The sequence below is a fragment of the Kitasatospora sp. NPDC127035 genome, assembly GCF_042726075.1.
In the GTDB taxonomy this organism is placed as follows: domain Bacteria; phylum Actinomycetota; class Actinomycetes; order Streptomycetales; family Streptomycetaceae; genus Kitasatospora.
Window position 1 is genome coordinate 15,383 of sequence record NZ_JBHXDN010000028.1, and the last position, 17,358, is coordinate 32,740.

Sequence of the window (17,358 nt, forward strand, 5' to 3'; positions counted from 1 at the left end):
CCGAGGAAGTGTCATTCCGTGCCCACCCAGCAAGACGGCGATCCACCCGTGACGGCCCCCGCGACCGCGGCGGCCACCGAAGGAACGGAAGGCGCGGAAGACGCGGAAGGAACGGTGGGCGCGGCGGCCACCGAGGCCGGGGGAGCCGTCGGCCCCGGATCGTGGATCGCCCGGCTCCGTGCGCGCGACGAGTGGACGTTCTTCGCCGTCCTGCCGCGTGCACACCGGGGGCTGGCCGTCGCCTGGTGGACGCTGATCGTCCTGCGCGGTGCGCTCCCGGCGCTGTTCGCCGTTACGGTGGGCCTGCTGGTGGACGCCATCGACGACAACACCTCCCCGACCGGCCCGCTCTGTGCAGCCGGCGTCGTGTTCGTGCTCTTCCGGCTGCTGGTGCCCTTCCACTCCCTGGTCGGCACGGCGCTCGGCGAACGGCTCTCCTGCCTGCTGCACGACCTGCTGGTGGAGAGCACCACCGCCCCCGACGGCATCGCCCACCTGGAGTCACGGGAGCTGGCCGACAAGCTGGCCGGCGCCCGCGACTTCGACCAGGGGACCGTCGGACCGCCGATGGCCATCTCGGTCGGCCTGATCGCCGGTGGCCTGGTCGAGGCCGCCGTCGGCATCGGCCAGCTCGTCGTGCTCGCCGCGTACACCTGGTGGGCTCCGCTGCTGGTCGGCGGCGCCTGGACCGCGACGCACTGGCTGCTGCGCGAGAGCAGTTTCTGGGACCGCAACTCCGGCGAGGTGCTGGAGGCGCAGCGGCGCTCCGACTACACGTACAAGCTGGCCGTCGAGGCCGCCGCCGCGAAGGAGCTGCGGATCTTCGGCCTGGGCGGCTGGGTCGTCGACCAGTTCACCGCCAACCGCCGCCGCCTGGTCGAGCTGCGCTGGGAGACGACGCGGCTGAAGCAGCGCCCGCTGCGCTGGACGATCCTGCTGCTGGTCGCCGCCAACGGCCTGGTGCTCTGGTCGCTCGCCCGGGACGCCGTCTCCGGCGCGGTCGGGACCGGCGAGGTGGTCGTCTTCGCACAGGCCGTGGTGGGCGCGAGCGCGATCGCCTTCGGCGGTCTGAACTGGGCGCTGCCGCCCGCCGCCGGCTCGGTCGCCGCCGTGCTGGCCCTCGGGCCCGCGATGGCGGAGACCGGCGGGCTCGCCGGCGGGGACCGCGGCGCGAAAGCGGCACCCGGCACGGAGCCGGCCCCGCGCCCGACGACGGAGCACGGTGTGGAAACGGCGGTCGGTGCGGAAACGGCGGTCGGCGTGAAGGCGGCGGTCGGTGCGGAGGTCCGCTTCCGGGGCGTCGGCTTCCACTACCCGACCGACTCCCGGCCGGTGCTCTCCGGGCTCGACCTCACTGTCGAGGCCGGCCGCTCGCTCGCGATCGTCGGCCTCAACGGCGCGGGCAAGACCACCCTGGTCAAGCTGCTCTGCGGCCTCTACGAGCCGACCCACGGCACCATCGAGGTGGACGGCACCGGGCTGCACCGGCTCGACCTCACCGCCTGGCGCCGCCGGGTCACCGCCGTCTTCCAGGACTTCAACCGCTACGAGCTGCCGCTGCGCGCCAACGTCGCGCCGCTCGGCGCCCCCGACGAGGTGGTCGGGGCCGCGTTGGCCGACGCCGGAGCCGCCGACCTCGCCGACCTCGACACGGTGCTCGCCGCCGGCTACGAGGGCGGCCGGGACCTCTCCGGCGGCCAGTGGCAGCGCGTCGCCGTGGCCCGCGCCCTGTGCGCCGTCCGCCAGGGCGCCGAGGTCGTCGTCCTCGACGAGCCCACCGCGCAGCTCGACGTCCGGGGCGAGGCCGAGATCTTCGACCGCATCCTGAAGGCCACCGAGGGCTGCACCACCGTCCTCATCTCCCACCGCTTCTCGACCGTCCGGCACGCCGACCGGATCTGCGTCCTGGAGGACGGCCGGGTGGCCGAGCTCGGCACCCACGACGAGCTGATGGCCGCCCGAGGGCGCTACCGGGAGATGTTCGACCTGCAGGCGTCCCGTTTCGACTCCGAGGAGGAATCCGATGGCATCGTCCTCTGACGGGCTGCCCTCGTCCGCCAGGTCGCTGGTGCGTTCGCTGAGCCTCGGCTACCGGGCGAGCCCGCTGCTGATCGTGGTGGCCTGCGCGACCGCGATCGCCGCGGCGGCGCCGGACGCGCTGTTCGCCGTCGGCCTCGCCGCGCTCATCCACGCGGTGATCGACCAGGACGGCGGCGGCATCACGGCCGCCGCGCTGTTCCTGGGAGCCCTCGCCACCGGCGGGTGGCTGCTGGGCATCGTCAGCGACCGGGCCAACCGCCGCTTCGCCGACCGCGCGGCGGTGTTCGTCGAGTCGCACGTCGCCCGGCTGCAGTCGACCGTCTCCACGCTGGAGCACCACGAGCGGGCCGAGCACGCCGACCGCATCTCGGTGCTGCGCAACCACGCCGGCGCGCTGAGCTACCTCTACCAGGAGCTGTTCGGGACGGTCGGCGCCGTCATCCGCCTGGTCATCACACTGGCCCTGCTCATGTCGGTCGACCCCTGGTACGGGCTGCTCGGCGCTGCGGCCGTCCCGGGCGTGCTGGTCTCCGGCTGGCGGTCGGGCATCGACAAGAAGGTCGAGGAGGCCGGCGCCCAGCACGAGCGGCGGGCCCGCCACCTCTTCACCCTGGCGACGTCGGCCGCCGCGGGCAAGGAGATCCGGGTGGCCGGGGTGCAGCGCTGGCTGTACGAGGCCCGGCGGGACGCCTGGCACCGCCGCTACGAGCCGCTGGCCCGCACCCGCTGGGTCTCCACGCTCTGGCAGGCGGCGGCCCAGTCCGTCTTCGTCGGGTCCTTCGTGCTCGTCGTGGTGCTCGCCGCCCGGGACTCCGGCGCGGGTGCGGCCGACACGCTGCTGCTCCTCACCGCCGGTAGCCGGCTGGCCCAGTACGTCGGGCAGACCGTCAGCCACGTGCAGTTCTACCGGACCATCTGGCTCGACGTGTCACGCCGGCTCACCTGGCTGGAGGACCTCGCCGCCGCCGAGACGGTGGGCGCCGACCAGCGCGTGCCCGCCCGGCTGCGCGACGGCATCCGCCTGGAGAACGTCTCGTTCCGCTACCCCGGGGGCGAGCGGTCCGTCCTGGAGGACGTGACCCTGCACCTGCCGGCCGGCAGGGTGATCGCGGTGGTCGGCGAGAACGGCGCCGGCAAGACGACCCTGGTCAAGCTGCTCTGCCGGTTCTACGCCCCGACCTCGGGCACGATCGCGGTGGACGGCGCCGACCTCGGCAGGATCGCCCCCGCCGAGTGGCGCGCGCGGATCAGCGGCGCCTTCCAGGACTTCTTCAAGTTCGAGTACCCGGTGCAGCAGGCCGTCGGCGTCGGCGACCTCGCGCGGGTCGACGACCCGGCCGCCGTGCGGGGCGGCGTCGCCCGGGCCGGCGCCGAGGAACTGGTCGCGGGCCTGCCCGACGGCCTCGCCACGCAGCTCGGCCCGTCCTGGGAGAACGGTGTCGACCTCTCGCACGGTCAGTGGCAGAAGGTCGCGCTCGCCCGGGGCTTCATGCGGGACGACCCGCTGTTGCTGGTCCTCGACGAGCCGACGTCCGCGCTCGACGCCGAGGTGGAGCACGCGCTGTTCGAGCGCTACGCCGAGGCCGCCCGCAGCGCCGCCGACGACGAGTCCGGCCGGATCACCGTCCTGGTCTCGCACCGCTTCTCCACCGTCCGGATGGCCGACCTCATCGTGGTCGTCGACGGCTCCCGCGTCGTCGAGTACGGCTCGCACGCGGAGCTGATGGCGCGCGGCGGCCAGTACAGCGAGCTGTACGAGATCCAGGCCTCCTCCTACCGCGAGGGCGCGCGCGCCGTCCCGGCGGAGGCGCGCTGATGGCCCCGCCCGCCCGCAGGCCGCGGCCGGTTCCCGACGGTGCGACCCTGCGTGCGGTCGTGGACCGGATCGTGCGGGTGCCCGACCGGTTCCGCTCGTTCACGTCCACCGCGGCCGACGCAGCCCGGCACTTCGGCATCGACGAGGGGCTGCTCACCGCGCTCACCGACGAGGGCCTGCCCTGCGGTGGGGCAGGTGGGGCAAGTGGAGCAGGTGGGGCAGGAGTGTCGGGTGGTTCCGACGGTTCCGGGGGCGTCCGGTACGACCAGCTGGACCTGGCCAACGCCTCGCTCTCGCTGACGCTGCCCTCCGCCCGGTTCATGGCCATGCGGGGCTGGTCGGCGGCCCTGCGCACGGCGGCGGGCGCGCACGGAGCGGCCACCTACGCGGTGGACGTGCTGCCGGCCTGCCCGGCAGGCGCGGGCGAGCACGGCTGCCGTTCCCTGGCCTCGGCCGAACTGCGCGCGCAGCCGGGGTTCACCGGCCCGGCGGGCGGCCCGTTCACGCTCACCCGGCAGGTGCGGGCGCAGCCGGCGCAGGTCCACCCCGAGCTGGCCGAACTCACCGGCCTGGTCGCGGACGTGCACTTCCACTACCTCCCGGCCGGGCTCCGGAACGACGTGGGCTTCCTGCGGGACGCCCGGCTCGGCGACTGCGGTCTCGTGGCCACGCACCTCGCCGGGGAGGCGTCGAGGCTGGGGCTGACGGCGCGCCGCTCGTTCGGCCTCTTCCTGTCGGCGCCGTACTCGATCGCGCACTCCTGGCTGGACGTGCGGCTGGACGGCCGCTGGGTCTCCTTCGACCCGCACCTGCTGAAGCTGCTCACCGGGTGGGGCCTCCTCCCGGCCGCGGAGTGGCCGGCGCACCGTTCGATCGGCGAGGGCGCCTGGCGGCTGGCGGACCACGAGTTCGTGCTCGCCACCCACGACGGGGCGGAGACGCCGCTCTCCTTCCCCACCCGGGTCCTGGCCGGATCGATCTGACCGACCCGACGGGAAGGCCGGGCCCGAGGCCGGTCGGGCCCGAGGCCGGGCCCGGCCGGTACCCGGCCGATCGGGCCGACCACCCGGACTCCCGCCCCCGACCGGGGCTCCCCGAACATGCCCCGGCTCCGGCCGTTTCGAGACGAAAGGACCGCCATGTCGCCCTATTCAGGGACCACCGGCCTGCCGGAAGCAGGCGGCCGGGTGCCGTCGTTCGAGGCCGTGCACTCCTATGTCCGCGAGGTGGTGGCGGAGGCCGCCGGGGTCGGGGCCGCCGACCTGCACGGCCCGGACGCCCTGCGGGATCTCCGCCTCGACTCGCTGACCCGGATGAACATCACCGTCCGGTTCGACCAGGACCTCGGCGACATCCCGCCGACCCTGACGTTCGAGTACCCGACGGTGGCGGACATCGCGGAGCACCTGCGCCGGACCCGCGGACCCGAGCTGTGCGCCCTGCTGGGCCAGGAGCACACCGAGTCCTCCGACACCGAGTGCTCCGACACCGAGTCCGCCGCCGTCGGGGAGCGCGCCGCCGGGCCGGTCGCGGTCCGGGACCCGGTGCCGGCCCCGGTGGCGTCCGTCGTCGCCGCCGACTCCGACATCGCGGTGATCGCGGTGACCGGGCGCTACCCCGGCGCCCCGGACGTCGAGACCCTCTGGCGCAACCTGCGGGACGGCGTGCGCAGCATCACCGAAGTCCCCGCGGACCGCTGGGACTGGCGGACCCACTTCGACCCGCGCCGGGGCCGGCCCGACCGCTCGTACGGCCGCTGGGGCGGATTCATCGACGGCGTGGCCGAGTTCGACGCCGAGCTCTTCCACGTGCTGCCCCTGGACGCGGTCCACACCGACCCGCAGGAGCGGCTCTTCCTCCAGACCTGCTGGCACCTGTTCGAGCAGGCCGGGATGCTCGGCCCCACCACGCACGAGCCGTCCACCGGGGTGTTCGTCGGGACGATGAACCACACCTACGGGAAGATCGGTGCCACCGGCTGGCCGTCGGGCCGGCTCACCGGGGCCAACTCGGCGCCGTGGTCCGTCGCCAACCGGGTCTCCTACTTCTTCGACCTCAACGGTCCGAGTTTCGCGGTCGATTCGGCCTGCTCGTCCTCGCTCACCGCGATCCACCTGGCCTGCGAGAGCCTGCGCCGGGGCGAGTGCCGTACCGCCGTCGCGGGCGGCGTCAACCTCCTCCTGCACCCCGCGCACCTCGTCGGGCTCTCCGGTTCGGGCATGCTCTCCTCCGACGAGGCGTGCAAGGTCTTCGACGAGGCCGCGGACGGCTTCGTGCCCGGCGAGGGCGTCGGCGCCGTCCTGCTGAAGCCGCTGGCGGCGGCGGTCGCCGACGGCGACCACGTCTGGGGCGTCATCAAGGGCAGCGCACTCAACACCGCCGGCCGGACGTCCGGCTACACCGTGCCCGATCCCGCCCGGCAGTCCGACCTCGTCGGCCTGGCGGCCGCCCGGGCCGGCGTGGAGCCGCACACCCTGTCGTACGTCGAGGCGCACGGCACCGGCACCGCCCTCGGCGACCCGCTGGAGATCGCCGGACTCGCCCGCGCCCTGGCACCCGGGCGCGACGCCGGTGAGCCGTGCGCGGTCGGCTCGGTCAAGGCGAACATCGGACACCTGGAGGGCGCGGCCGGAGTCGCGGGCCTCACCAAGGTGCTGCTGCAGCTCAAGTACGGCCGGATCGCGCCGTGCGTCTCGCTGGACCGGGTCAACCCCAGGATCGACGCGCCGGTGATCCGCTTCCCCCGGGCGGAGGAGGAGTGGCGCACCCCGCCGGGCGTCCCGCGCCGCGCGGGGGTGAGCGGCTTCGGTGCGGGCGGCGCCAACGCGCACCTGATCGTCGAGGAGTACCTGCCCGGACGCGCGGCCGGTCGGGACGCGGCCGGTCGGGGCGCGGTGGACCGGTCCGCGGACGAGCGGTCCGCGGACGGCGGGCGGCCGGGGGAGGAGCACGTGGTGCTGCTCTCCGCCCGGACCGGGGGGCAGCTGGGCGCCCTCGCCGCCGCCCTCGCCCGTACCCTGGCCGACCCGGCGGACGGCACCGGCCGGTCGCCGGACCTGGCGCACCTCGCGAGCAGCAGCCAGCTCGGGCGCAGGGAACTGGGCGAGCGCCTCGCCGTCACCGCCCGGAGCGCCGCGGACCTGCGGGCGGCGCTGGAGGCGTTCGTCGCCGGTCGCCCCGCCGAGGGTCTGCGGACCGGGACCGCCCGCGCGGACGGCTCGCGCGGGGGTCTGCTGGACGACGAGGACGGGCGGGCCTACGTCGAGGCCCTGACGGCGAAGCGGCGACTGGACCGGCTCGCGGCGCTCTGGACGGAGGGCGTGCCGATCGACTGGAGCCGTCTCTGGCCGCTCCCGCGCCCGGCGCGGGTCGGGCTGCCGCCCTACCCGTTCGAGCGGAGGCGCTTCTGGGTGGACGCCGCACCGGCGGTCGGCGGTGGTCGGGACGTGCCGGGCGACAGCACGGACGCCCCGGCCCCGGTCTCGGCCCCGGCGCAGGCCCAGGCCCCGGCTCCGGCTCCGGCCCCGGTGGAGGGCATCGGCGAGGCCGTCGACCGTGACCTCCGCCAGGAGTCCTGCGGCTTCCTCCTGGTCGAGCCGGACGCGGTCGACACCGACGCCGACCTGATGGACCTCGGCTTCGACTCCATCTCGCTGCTGCAACTCGCCGGCCAGGTGGGCGGGATCTACGGCATCGAGCTGGACCCGTTCGTGGTGTTCGCCCACCCGACCCTCGCGGCCCTGCGCGAGCACCTGCTCGGGGAGCACGCCGACGCCGTCGCGGCCCGTCACCGCGACCCCGTCGTGCCGCCGAGCGCACCGTCGATCCGACCGGCCGACGCGCCGGCCGACAGCAGAGTGGAGAACTGATGGACCAGCAGGCGGACGTCCGGCCGGAGTCCGGGACGGCGGTCGAGGAGGTGGTCGAGCGGATCCTCCGCGTTCCGGACGGCTACCGGGGTTTCACCACCCCGCAGGCCGCGCTCCAGAAGGTCTACGGCGTCCCGGGGGAGCTGTTGGAGCTCCTCCTCGACGCGGGCCTGCCGCACCGCGGCAGCGGTGACGAGAGACGGTTCGACGTGTTCGACCTGGAGAACGTCACCGTCGAGCTGGAGCTCAACAGCCCCAGCTGGATGCTGATGAGGACCCTCGGCCGGGCCTTCGACGGCGGACTCGGCCGCAGCCGCAACGAGTACCGCTTCCGCACCACCGGCCGCTGTCCCGAACCGGGCCACTCCGGCGCGTGCGACTTCGCGCCGGGCAGCATGCTCGACGCCGCCACCGGCTCCGGCGAGGTGACCTGGGACGGTCCCGCCTCCTTCGTCCGGCAGATCACGCTGCCGGACGAGGAGTACTGGTTCGACGACTCCGTGCTCCCGCTGTTCGCGTCGGTCGACCGGCTGTTCTTCCACCTGCTCCCGCACGCCCTGTCGACCGACGTCGGCTTCGCCCGGGAGACCGGCCTGGCCGACTGCCGCCTCGCCGGCCACGTCCTGCTGGACGAGGCGGGCGGCACCGGCGTGCGGGTCCGCGGGGCCAGCGGCCTGATCATGTCCGCGCCCTTCCCCCTCCAGCACATGTGGGTCGAGGTCGAGGTGGACGGGCGCTGGACGGCCGCCGACCCGTTCTTCCTGCGCACGCTCGCCCGGTGGCGCATCGTCGACTCCCGGGCGTGGCCGGCGCACCGCTCCCCGCGCCGGATCTACTGGGCGGTCGAGGGCGCACCGGCCCCGCAGGACATCGCGATGATCACCCACCGGGGCGAGCGCGCGTCGAGCTCCAGCCGGATGGTCGACTGGCAGGACTGAGCGGCACCGGTCCGGACGGACGGGCGGCGGCGGGTCGGGCTGACACCCCCAACCGCCCCCGCCGTCCGGTCGGTGGGCACGGGCCCGTCGTGCCGCCGATCAGGCCGGTCAGGTCGGTCAGGCCGGTCAGGCCGGTCAGACCGGTTCGCCGAGGCACCGTGCGGAGAAGACCTCGTCGATCAGCATCGCCGGGGTCCCTCCCGTCACCACCCGGTACCGCCGGGCGCCGCCCCCCTGGGCCGCGGGCGCCGTCGAGGAGACGATCTCGCGGAACGACTCCACCCGGTGCCGGCGCAGCAGCCGCCCGATCGGTTCGTCCCCGCCCAGCAGGTCCGCCCGCAGCGGCGCGGGCAGCGCCTCCACCACCATGAGGGTCCGGGCCCTCACGTGCACCAGCCCGGACCGGGCGCCGACCAGCTCGGTGGTGCGCGACAGCAGCGTCAGCCCGACCGGCACCGCCAGCAGGCGTGCGGCCTCCTCGTCCGCCGGCTCCGGCGCGTGGGCCAGCCCGGCGGTCACGATGCGCTCTCCCACGACCTGCTCGACCAGGGGCGTGACCGTGCCGTCGCACGCGAGGATCAGCCGGCCGACCAGGCCGAGCCGTCCCGGCTCCGGCGCAGAGGCGTGCGGGGCGGCGTGCGGGGATGCCCGCGGGGAGGCGTGCGGGTCGGCCACGGAGGCGGAGGGGTTCACGGGGCGACCTCGCGGCGGATCGGCTTTCCGGTGGCCGAGCGGGGGATCGACCGGACCTCGGTGATCCGCCGGGGCACCTGGTGGGGCGCCAACCGCTCGCGGCACCACGGCACCAGGTCGGGCGCCGGGGCGCGCAGGACGACCTCGGCCACCGGCACCTGTCCGTGCGCGCGGTCCGGGGCGGCCGACACCTGGACGTCGGCCACCGCCGGGTGCCCGGCCAGGACCCGTTCGATCTCGGCGGGGGCGACCTTCTTGCCCGCCACGTTGATCAGGCTTCCGATGCGGCCGGCCAGCCGGAGGGCGCCGTCCGGGGCCGGCGGGAGGGCGAGGTCGCCGGTGCGGTAGCGGCCCCGCCCGTCGACATCGAGCGGGACCAGGCCCGCCGGGCCGATCCGGCCGAAGGCCAACGAGCTTGTTGCCAGCAGGAGTTCGCCCCGACCCTGGTCGTCGTCAGGCGGTACGACCTCGGCCGCCACCCCCGGCAGCGGCGCACCGATCCAGCCCTCGGCCTCGCCGCCGGAGACCGGGGCGAGCGTGACCGCGCCCGCCTCCGAGGAGCCGTAGCAGTTGTGCAGCCGGAAGGTGAACCGTTCGGCGACGGCGGCGGCCACTCCCGGTCCCAGGGGCGCGCCCGCCGACACCGCGACCTCCAGGCCGGGGGGCGTGGCCGTGTCGTCGGACGCGGCGGCGGCCTGCGCCAGCAGCGCGTAGTGGAAGGGCAGGGCGACGAGCGTCCGCGCGCCGTGGTCCCGCACCGCCGCCAGCAGCCGCGAGGGGACCGACCTGACGGGGCAGAACCGGACGGGGGCGCCCAGCACCAGCGGCGCGACCAGCCCGTAGTTGAACCCGTACGCGTGGAAGAGCGGCGCCGCCACCGCCACGGGGGCGTCCGGCCCGTAGCCGAGGAAGCAGCCGACCCGGCGCGCGTCCGCCAGTACGGCGGCGGCCGTGCGGACGATCCCGGTCGGTGCGCCGGTGGAGCCGGAGGTCAGGAAGACGTGGGCGCCCGCCGGCACACCGTCCGGCAGGTCCGAGCGGCCCTCCCCGGTGAGGCGCAGCGGGGGTTCCCCGCACAGGACGGTGCCGCCGTCGGGGCCGGCCTCGGTGTCCCGGGCGACCGGGCCTGCGACGCTGCCGGGAGTCGCGGCGTCCCGGTGCACCAGCGGCACCCCGGCCAGGTCGCAGCCCAGCACCAGGGCGGCCGTCGCCGCCGGGTCCGACAGCTGCGCCACCACGCCCTCCCCGGGGACGTCCCGGCGGGCGAGGGCGGCGGCGACCCGTTCGGCGGCGGCCAGCAGCTCGCGGTAGGTCCACGCCCGGCCGTTCGCGACCAGGGCGGTGGCGTCGGGCGGTGCGCCGTTGTCGCGAACCGCGTGGACGATGCTGGTCATGACCGGGCCTCTCGGAGTGCTGCGGGGAGATCGTTCAGTGCGGCGATCCGGCCGGGACCGGGCGGGCCCAGGACGAAGGTCGCGGCGACCCCGGCCGCCGCCCCCTGCCGGGCGTCGGCGGGGCTGTCGCCGACGTACACCGCTTCCTCGGGTGCCAGGCCGAGCCGCCGCAGGGCGAGCAGCAGGCCGTCCGCGGCCGGTTTGGGGCGGGCCGCGTCCTCCCGGGCCACGGTCAGGTCGAGCGCAAGGCCGCACGCGTCGAGCAGCAGCCGGGCGTGAGCGCGGGAGCGGCCCGTGCAGATCCCCAGCACCAGCCCCTCCGCGCGCAGCAGGCCGACCAGCTCCCGCGCGCCGGGCATCGGCGGTACGGGCGACGCGGCGCCCGCCAACTCCTCCCGCAGCGCGAGGTCGTACGCCCGGGCGGCCCCGGCCAGCAGCTCCGCGGGCACCAGCGCCGCGAGCGTCTCCAGGTCCGTCGGCCGCTGGGCGGCGGCGAGCCGCGCGCCGCTCGGTCGGTCGGACCCGACCGCGGCCGCGCTCCGCCGCAGGCAGCGCAGGTGCAGGGACCAGGAGTCGGCCAGTGTCCCGTCGAGGTCGAAGACCACCCCGCGTACGCGCCGTGCCGGGGCCGCGCGGGTGGGGGCCGGCTGGGCGGGCGGCGCGGTGGGGCCGGTCACTGGGCCTCCGCCAGGCCGGCGACGGCGGCGCCGGGCGTGAGCTCGGCGACGGCGAGGGCGGCGTTGACCAGGCCGGCCGCGAGAGCGGCGCCGGAGGCCATGCCGAGGCGCATCTCCAGGCGGAGGAGCGGGGGCTGGCCGAGCGCCTCCAGGACGTGCCGGTGCGAGGGCTCGGTGGATTCGTGGGCGGCGATCAGGTACCCCGCCACCGCCGGGCAGAGGCGGACGGCGAGCAGGGCCGCGACCGCCGTGATGGCGCCGTCGACGAGGACGACCTGCCGGCGGGCCGCCGCCGCGAGGACGATGCCGGTGTTGCCGGCGATCTCGTAGCCGCCGAGCGCGGCGAGCACCGTGAGCGGGTCGTCCGGCAGGTGGGCGGTCCGGTCGAGCGCCAGGCCGACGAGGGCGGCCTTCTGCCGGACGGTGTCCTGCGGGACGCCCGAGCCGAGGCCGGTCAGTTCGGTGGCGGTCCGGCCGAGCAGCCGGGCGGCGAGGGCGGTGGCGGCGGTGGTGTTCCCCACGCCGATCTCACCGATCGCGACCAGGCCCGCTCCGCCGAGACGTTCCTCGGCGAAGCGGGCTCCGGCCGCGATCGCGCGGACGGCCAGATCCGCGGTCATGGCGTCCCGGACGGAGATGTCGGCCGTGCCGGGAGCGATCTTGTAACGCTGGTCGCCGACCGGGTCGACCAGGCCGAAGTCGGCCGTCTCCACGCGGGCGGGAAGGCGGTCGGCCAGGATGTTGACGGGCGCCTGCCCGCTGTCGATGAGGCGCAGCACCCGGCCGGTGACGCCGGGTCGGAAGCGGGAGGTGCCGTGTGCGGCCACGCCGTGGTCACCGGCCAGCACGCTGACGACGGTGTCCAGCGGGCCGGGCGAGGCCGTACGGCGGATGCCGGCGACCCGCTGGACGAGGGTGTCGAGCCGGCCCAGGCTGCCGGACGGGCGGGCGAGGGCGAGCTGGCGGACCTGCGCGAGCCGGGCGCTGTGGCGGTCGGGGGCGGTGACGGAGGCGCAGAGGGCGTCGATCCGCTCGCGGTCGGCCCCGGCGGCGGAGGCCCCGCGCCCGGCCCCGGTGGCGACGGAGGGCCCGGCCGTCGGCCCGCCGTCAGCCATCGGCCCGCCGTTCCGCCAGCTCGCGTCCGAGGTCGGAGACCCGCCGGGCGAAGCGCCGGTTGGTGAAGTGCTCGTCGACGCGGGCGCGGGCCGCGGCGCCGCGCCGGGCGGCCTCTTCCGGGTCCGCGAAGGCCCGGCGCAGGGCGTCGGCGAGGACCGCGGGGTCGAGGACCCGGGCGCCCGAGGGGCCTTCGACCGGGACGGGGTAGCCGAACTCCGGGCCGGGCACGAGCTCGCGCAGCGAGTCCACGGCGGTGGCGACGACCGGGCGGCCGAACGCCATCATCTCCGCGCAGACGTAGCAGAACGACTCCCAGAGGCTGGGCACCACGGCGACGTCGGCGACGGACATCCAGCCGAGCGCCTCCTGCCGGGGGACGTCGCCGAGGAACGTCACCCGGTCCGTGAGGCCCAGCCGGCCGGCGAGTTCGCGCAGCGGCTGCTCCTCCGGGCCGACACCGACCAGCGCGAGGTGCGGCCGGACGGCGGTGCCGTCCGGCCGCCGGACCGCGCCGAGCAGGTCGAGCGCGGTGAGCAGCTGGGCGAAGCCCTTGACCGGGACGAGCCGGCCGCAGGCGACCAGCAGCGGCTCGGCGCCGATGGCCAGGGCGTCGCGCCGCCGCCGCCACTGCGGGTCCTCTTCGACCGCCCGGATCTCGTCGGGGTCGACACCGAGGTGGATCACCGAGTGCGGTGCGGTGTTCTCCGGGTAGTAGCCCGTCACCGCGTCGGACAGCGCCCGGCTGATGAAGACGGTGTGGTCGCTGCCGAGGACGGACTTGCGTTCCAGCTCCACCAGGTGCGCCCGGTCGGCGGTGACCCCGCTGGTGACACGGTGCTTGTCCCGGTCGTACGGGGTGATGGCACGGAAGTCCTGGAGCAGGACGTTGACCAGCGGCACGCCGTGCCTGCGGGCGAACATCGCCGCCTCCGGGTAGCAGAACAGGTCGGGCAGGGCGACCAGTTCGGGAGCCCCGTCCTCCTCGGCGAGCCGCTGCGCGGCGGTGTGGAAGCGCCGGTGGACGCGCAGGCTGTCGTCGGCGAGCCCGCTGCCGGAGTTGTAGACCACGTCGGTGCCGACGCGGTGGACGCTCACGCCGTCGACCTGCTCGCGCAGGTCGTCGACGGCGCCGGGGCGGGAGGTGACGACGGAGACCTGCCAGCCCTCCGCGACCAGGCCGACGGCGAGGTTGCGGGCGACGGTGCTGGTGCCGCCGACGGTGGTCGGCGGGTACTCCCGGGAGAAGACGACTGCCCGTCGTGCGCTGCTCACTGCTGCTCGCCTGCCTGTCCGTCGGTCTGCTGGTGGGTGTCGGAGGAGTCGCGCAGGAAGTCCTCGACCTGGGCCGCGGTCTCCTCGGCGGGTGGGGTGCCCGCGCGGACGGCCCGGTGCCAGGCGACGACGGCGGCGGCCGAGGCCCCGAGGTCGTAGCGGTGGCGCCAGCCGAGCAGCTCGGCGGCCTTGCGGCCGTCCAGGCGCAGGAGTTCGTCCTCCGTGAAGCGGGTCCCGGGGTCGGCGGACAGCTCGGCGGGCCGGCCGCCGGTGGCCACCCAGGCCGCGTCGAGGGCGCGGGCGAGGTCGAGGACGGTCGCACCGTCGCCGGGCGGCGCGAAGTTGAGGACCTCGCCGGTGGCGACCGTGCCGTCGGCCAGCCGGTCGGCGAGCAGGAGCAGCCCGCGGACGACGTCCAGCACGTGCTGCCAGGGGCGGACGGCACCGGGGCGGCGCAGCCGTACCGGGCGGCCCGCGTCGAGCGCGGCCAGCAGGTCGGGCACCAGGCGGTCGACGGCGAAGTCGCCGCCGCCGATGATGTTCCCGAAGCGGACGGAGGCGCCCCGGGTGGGTGCGCCGGTGTCGCGCAGCAGCGTCGCGTACGCCTCGAAGACCAGCTCCGCGCCGGCCTTGGAGACGCTGTACGGGCAGCCGCCGCCGAGTTCGTCGATCTCCCGGTAGGGCCACGGCCAGTTCCGGTTGCGGTAGCACTTGTCCGAGGTGACGTGGACGAGCACCCCGGGCGCGCACCGGCGGACGGCCTCCAGCACGTTGAGGGAGCCGGTGATGTTCGTGCCGAGGGTGGTGTGCGGGTCGGCGAGGCCGGCGCTCACGAGCGGCTGGGCCGCCAGGTGGAACACCACGTCGAACGGCCGCGCGGCCATGGTGCGGTGCACGGCGTCGAGGTCGCGGACGTCGCCGACGACGGTGCGTGCGCCGAGCCCGGCGAGGCCGGTGCTGCGGGCCCTCGTCCGCTCGTCGCCGTCGGCCGCGAAGCCGGTGACGTCGGCGCCGAGCCGGAGCAGGGCGGTGGTGAGCCACGAGCCGACGAAGCCGCTGTGGCCGGTGACGAGGACCTGCCGGCCGCGCCAGTGCGGCGCGGTCCGGTTCAGGCCCGGACCGGGGTCGGCCATGGGAGTCCCTCCTCCTGCGCCAGCGCCTCGGCGTCGACGAAGTCCTTGTAGGTGTCGAACGGCAGCCACCGCCCGTCGTGCACCACCGCGTCGACCTCGCCGGCCTCGGCCAGCATCGGCAACACGTCCTCCTCCAGGCCGAGTTCGGGCGAGAGGGTGGTGAGCAGGCGGGGCGAGCAGGCGAAGTAGCCGGCCGAGATCAGCGCGGGCTGCAGCGGCTTCTCGACGAACGCGGTGACCGACATGCCGGCGCCGACCACGATCTCGCCGTACCGGGAGCGCACCCGGGTGGCGGTCATGGTGACGGCGCTGCCGCTCTCCCGGTGGTGCGCGAGGAGCCGGTGCAGGTCGAAGTCGGAGAGCACGTCGCCGTAGCCGAGCAGGAACGTGCCGGGCCGCAGCAGCGGGGCCGCCGCCAGCAGGCGGACGGACTTCTCGGCGGACGGGCCGTTGTCGACGAGGGTGATCCGGGTGCCGCCGGCGGAGAAGCGGACCAGGCCGGGGCCGGTCTCGACGTCCGCCGGGGAGACCGGGAACGCGTCGAGCAGCAGCCGCTCCATCGCCCGCGCGCCGTAGCCGGTGCACAGCACGAAGTCGTCCAGGCCGAACGAGCGGTAGTAGTCGAGCACGTGGAGGATCAGCGCCCGGCCGTCCGGGAGCGGGCGCAGCGGCTTGGCGAGGTCGTCGCCGTCGCTGCGCTGGCGCAGGCCGAGGCCGCCGCAGAGCAGGACGACGGTGGGGCGCCCGGTCACGTGCCGTCCGCCTTGCGGACGACCAGGCCGTGCAGGACCAGCACGTCCAGCTCGGTGGTGAGGAAGCAGCGCACCGCGTCCTCGGGCGACTCCACGATGGGCTCCTCGTTGTCGTTGAAGGACGTGTTGAGCAGCACCGGCACCCCGGTGATCCGGTCGAAGGCGGTGATCAGCGCGCACAGTTCGGGGTTGAGCGCGGGCGTCGCGGTCTGCAGCCGCGCCGAGCCGTCGACGTGCGTGACCGAGGGGATGTCCGCCCGCCGGTCCTCCCGCACCTGCGGGACGAGCAGCATGTAGTGGGCGGGGACGGCGGTGTCGAAGTACTCGGTCTGCCGGTTCTCCAGGACCACCGGGGCGAACGGCCGGAACGCCTCCCGGTGCTTGACCTTGGCGTTGATGCGGTCCTTCATGCCGGGGTCGCGCGGGTCGGCGAGGATGCTGCGGTTGCCCAGCGCGCGCGGCCCGATCTCGGAGCGGCCCTGGAACCAGCCGACGACGGCGCCGTCCGCCAGTTCGCGGGCCACCGTCGCGTACAGGTCGTCGGGGCGCTCCACCCGCAGCCGCCCGCCCTGGGCGGCGACGGCCGCCTCGATCTCGGCCTCGGTGTGCAGCCGGCCCAGGTAGGGGGAGAACAGCTCGGGGGAGGGGGCCCACGGGTGCCCGCCGAGCACGTGGTGCCCGTACAGGGCCGCGCCGATCGCGGTGCCGCCGTCGCCCGCGGCCGGCACGATGTGCAGCCGCTCGAACGGGGTGTCCCGCAGGATCAGGTAGTTGGCGACGCTGTTGAGGGCGACCCCGCCGGCCAGGCAGAGGTCCGTGGCGCCGGTCTCCCGGTGCAGCCAGCGGGCGAGTTCGACGACGATCCGCTCGGTGTTGGCCTGCACGGCGTACGCGAAGTCCGCGCGGACCGCGTCCGCGGCCTCCTCGTCGGCGGCCTTCGCCAGCTCGCCGGCGACGAGGGCGCGCACCGCGTCCTGCTGGGCCAGCGACTGGCGGAAGGTCCCGTCGTGCAGGTCGTACAGCGCGGCGAGCGCCTCGACGTGGCGCGGGGTGCCGTACGGGGCGAGGCCCATGGTCTTGCCGGGCGCGCCCATGCCGCCGACGGTGCGGAAGCCGATCTCCTTGGACACGGCCTCGTACATCCAGCCGATGGAGTTCTCGTACGTGTCGTCGAGCCGGTGCTCGGCGGCCGCGACCCGGCCGGTCAGGCTGCGTACGGGGGTGAGTCCGTCGGCGTCGCCCCGGTAGAAGGTGACGGTCTCGCCGTGCTGCTCGCCGTCGCGCTCGACGGTGGAGCCGCGGCCGTCCATCACCAGGACCGCCGCCTCCTGGAAGGGCGAGGTGTAGAAGGTGCTGGCGGCGTGGGAGAGGTGGTGGCCGATCCATTCGATCCGGTCGCGGTGGCGCAGCGTGTAGACCGGGTTGACGAAGTCGTTGGCGACGATCAGGTCCACGTCCTGCGGACCGAGGCCGCCCTCGGCGAGGACGTAGTCGCCGGCCCGGCACTGCTGCAGGCGCGGTCCGAGGCCGAACGCGATCTTCTTCCGGACGAGGCGTTCCTCCTCGACGGCGGAGACGACGCGACCGTCCTCGACCAGGCAGGCGCCGAAGTCGTGGTGGGACCCTCCGAGTCCGAGTATTCGCACGGGGGTTGTTCT

The 17,358-nt window shown here is 75.5% G+C and carries 13 protein-coding genes; 5 read left to right on the plus strand and 8 right to left on the minus strand.

Annotated features, from left to right (window positions below; all coding sequences use genetic code 11):
• Positions 1-18 precede the first annotated feature (18 nt).
• From ACFWIC_RS20295 to ACFWIC_RS20315, 5 genes are all read left to right on the plus strand, one after another.
• The gene (locus ACFWIC_RS20295; RefSeq protein WP_380519625.1) at positions 19-2,040 is read left to right on the plus strand and encodes an ABC transporter ATP-binding protein; all 2,022 of its coding nucleotides are present in this window, start codon (positions 19-21) and stop codon (positions 2,038-2,040) included.
• Positions 2,024-3,856, plus strand: a complete 1,833-nt coding sequence (locus ACFWIC_RS20300) for an ABC transporter ATP-binding protein (RefSeq protein ID WP_380519626.1) — start codon at positions 2,024-2,026, stop codon at positions 3,854-3,856. The genes ACFWIC_RS20295 and ACFWIC_RS20300 overlap by 17 nt, the downstream gene beginning before the upstream one ends.
• Complete coding sequence (locus ACFWIC_RS20305) at positions 3,856-4,839, plus strand: transglutaminase domain-containing protein (RefSeq protein ID WP_380519627.1); 984 nt, start codon at positions 3,856-3,858, stop codon at positions 4,837-4,839. Before ACFWIC_RS20300 ends, ACFWIC_RS20305 begins: the two co-directional genes overlap by 1 nt.
• 156 nt (positions 4,840-4,995) lie before the next feature.
• The gene (locus tag ACFWIC_RS20310; RefSeq protein WP_380519628.1) at positions 4,996-7,725 is read left to right on the plus strand and encodes a beta-ketoacyl synthase N-terminal-like domain-containing protein; all 2,730 of its coding nucleotides are present in this window, start codon (positions 4,996-4,998) and stop codon (positions 7,723-7,725) included.
• Entirely contained in the window at positions 7,725-8,663 is a 939-nt protein-coding gene (locus ACFWIC_RS20315) for a hypothetical protein (RefSeq protein WP_329950955.1), read from the plus strand. The genes ACFWIC_RS20310 and ACFWIC_RS20315 overlap by 1 nt, the downstream gene beginning before the upstream one ends.
• 135 nt (positions 8,664-8,798) lie before the next feature.
• Here the strand turns inward: ACFWIC_RS20315 and ACFWIC_RS20320 are convergent, their stop codons facing one another.
• Genes ACFWIC_RS20320 through ACFWIC_RS20355 form a run of 8 tightly spaced genes read right to left on the minus strand, consistent with a single transcriptional unit; the run spans position 8,799 to position 17,346 of the window.
• Positions 8,799-9,356, minus strand: a complete 558-nt coding sequence (locus tag ACFWIC_RS20320; RefSeq protein WP_380519629.1) for a chorismate--pyruvate lyase family protein — start codon at positions 9,354-9,356, stop codon at positions 8,799-8,801.
• Positions 9,353-10,750, minus strand: a complete 1,398-nt coding sequence (locus ACFWIC_RS20325) for a class I adenylate-forming enzyme family protein (protein WP_380519630.1) — start codon at positions 10,748-10,750, stop codon at positions 9,353-9,355. Before ACFWIC_RS20325 ends, ACFWIC_RS20320 begins: the two co-directional genes overlap by 4 nt.
• Entirely contained in the window at positions 10,747-11,427 is a 681-nt protein-coding gene (locus ACFWIC_RS20330) for an HAD family hydrolase (protein ID WP_380519631.1), read from the minus strand. Before ACFWIC_RS20330 ends, ACFWIC_RS20325 begins: the two co-directional genes overlap by 4 nt.
• Positions 11,424-12,542 carry a nicotinate-nucleotide--dimethylbenzimidazole phosphoribosyltransferase gene (locus tag ACFWIC_RS20335; protein ID WP_380519632.1) on the minus strand — a complete coding sequence of 373 codons (1,119 nt, stop codon included), beginning with the start codon at positions 12,540-12,542 and terminating at the stop codon, positions 11,424-11,426. Before ACFWIC_RS20335 ends, ACFWIC_RS20330 begins: the two co-directional genes overlap by 4 nt.
• Entirely contained in the window at positions 12,535-13,815 is a 1,281-nt protein-coding gene (locus ACFWIC_RS20340) for a glycosyltransferase family 4 protein (RefSeq protein WP_380355244.1), read from the minus strand. The genes ACFWIC_RS20335 and ACFWIC_RS20340 overlap by 8 nt, the downstream gene beginning before the upstream one ends.
• Positions 13,812-14,948, minus strand: coding sequence for a CDP-glucose 4,6-dehydratase (gene rfbG / locus ACFWIC_RS20345; RefSeq protein ID WP_329878438.1), 1,137 nt, complete (start codon positions 14,946-14,948; stop codon positions 13,812-13,814). Before rfbG ends, ACFWIC_RS20340 begins: the two co-directional genes overlap by 4 nt.
• Complete coding sequence (locus tag ACFWIC_RS20350) at positions 14,924-15,700, minus strand: sugar phosphate nucleotidyltransferase (protein WP_329950948.1); 777 nt, start codon at positions 15,698-15,700, stop codon at positions 14,924-14,926. Before ACFWIC_RS20350 ends, rfbG begins: the two co-directional genes overlap by 25 nt.
• Positions 15,697-17,346, minus strand: coding sequence for a carbamoyltransferase (locus tag ACFWIC_RS20355; protein WP_380519633.1), 1,650 nt, complete (start codon positions 17,344-17,346; stop codon positions 15,697-15,699). The genes ACFWIC_RS20350 and ACFWIC_RS20355 overlap by 4 nt, the downstream gene beginning before the upstream one ends.
• Positions 17,347-17,358: the final 12 nt, after the last annotated feature.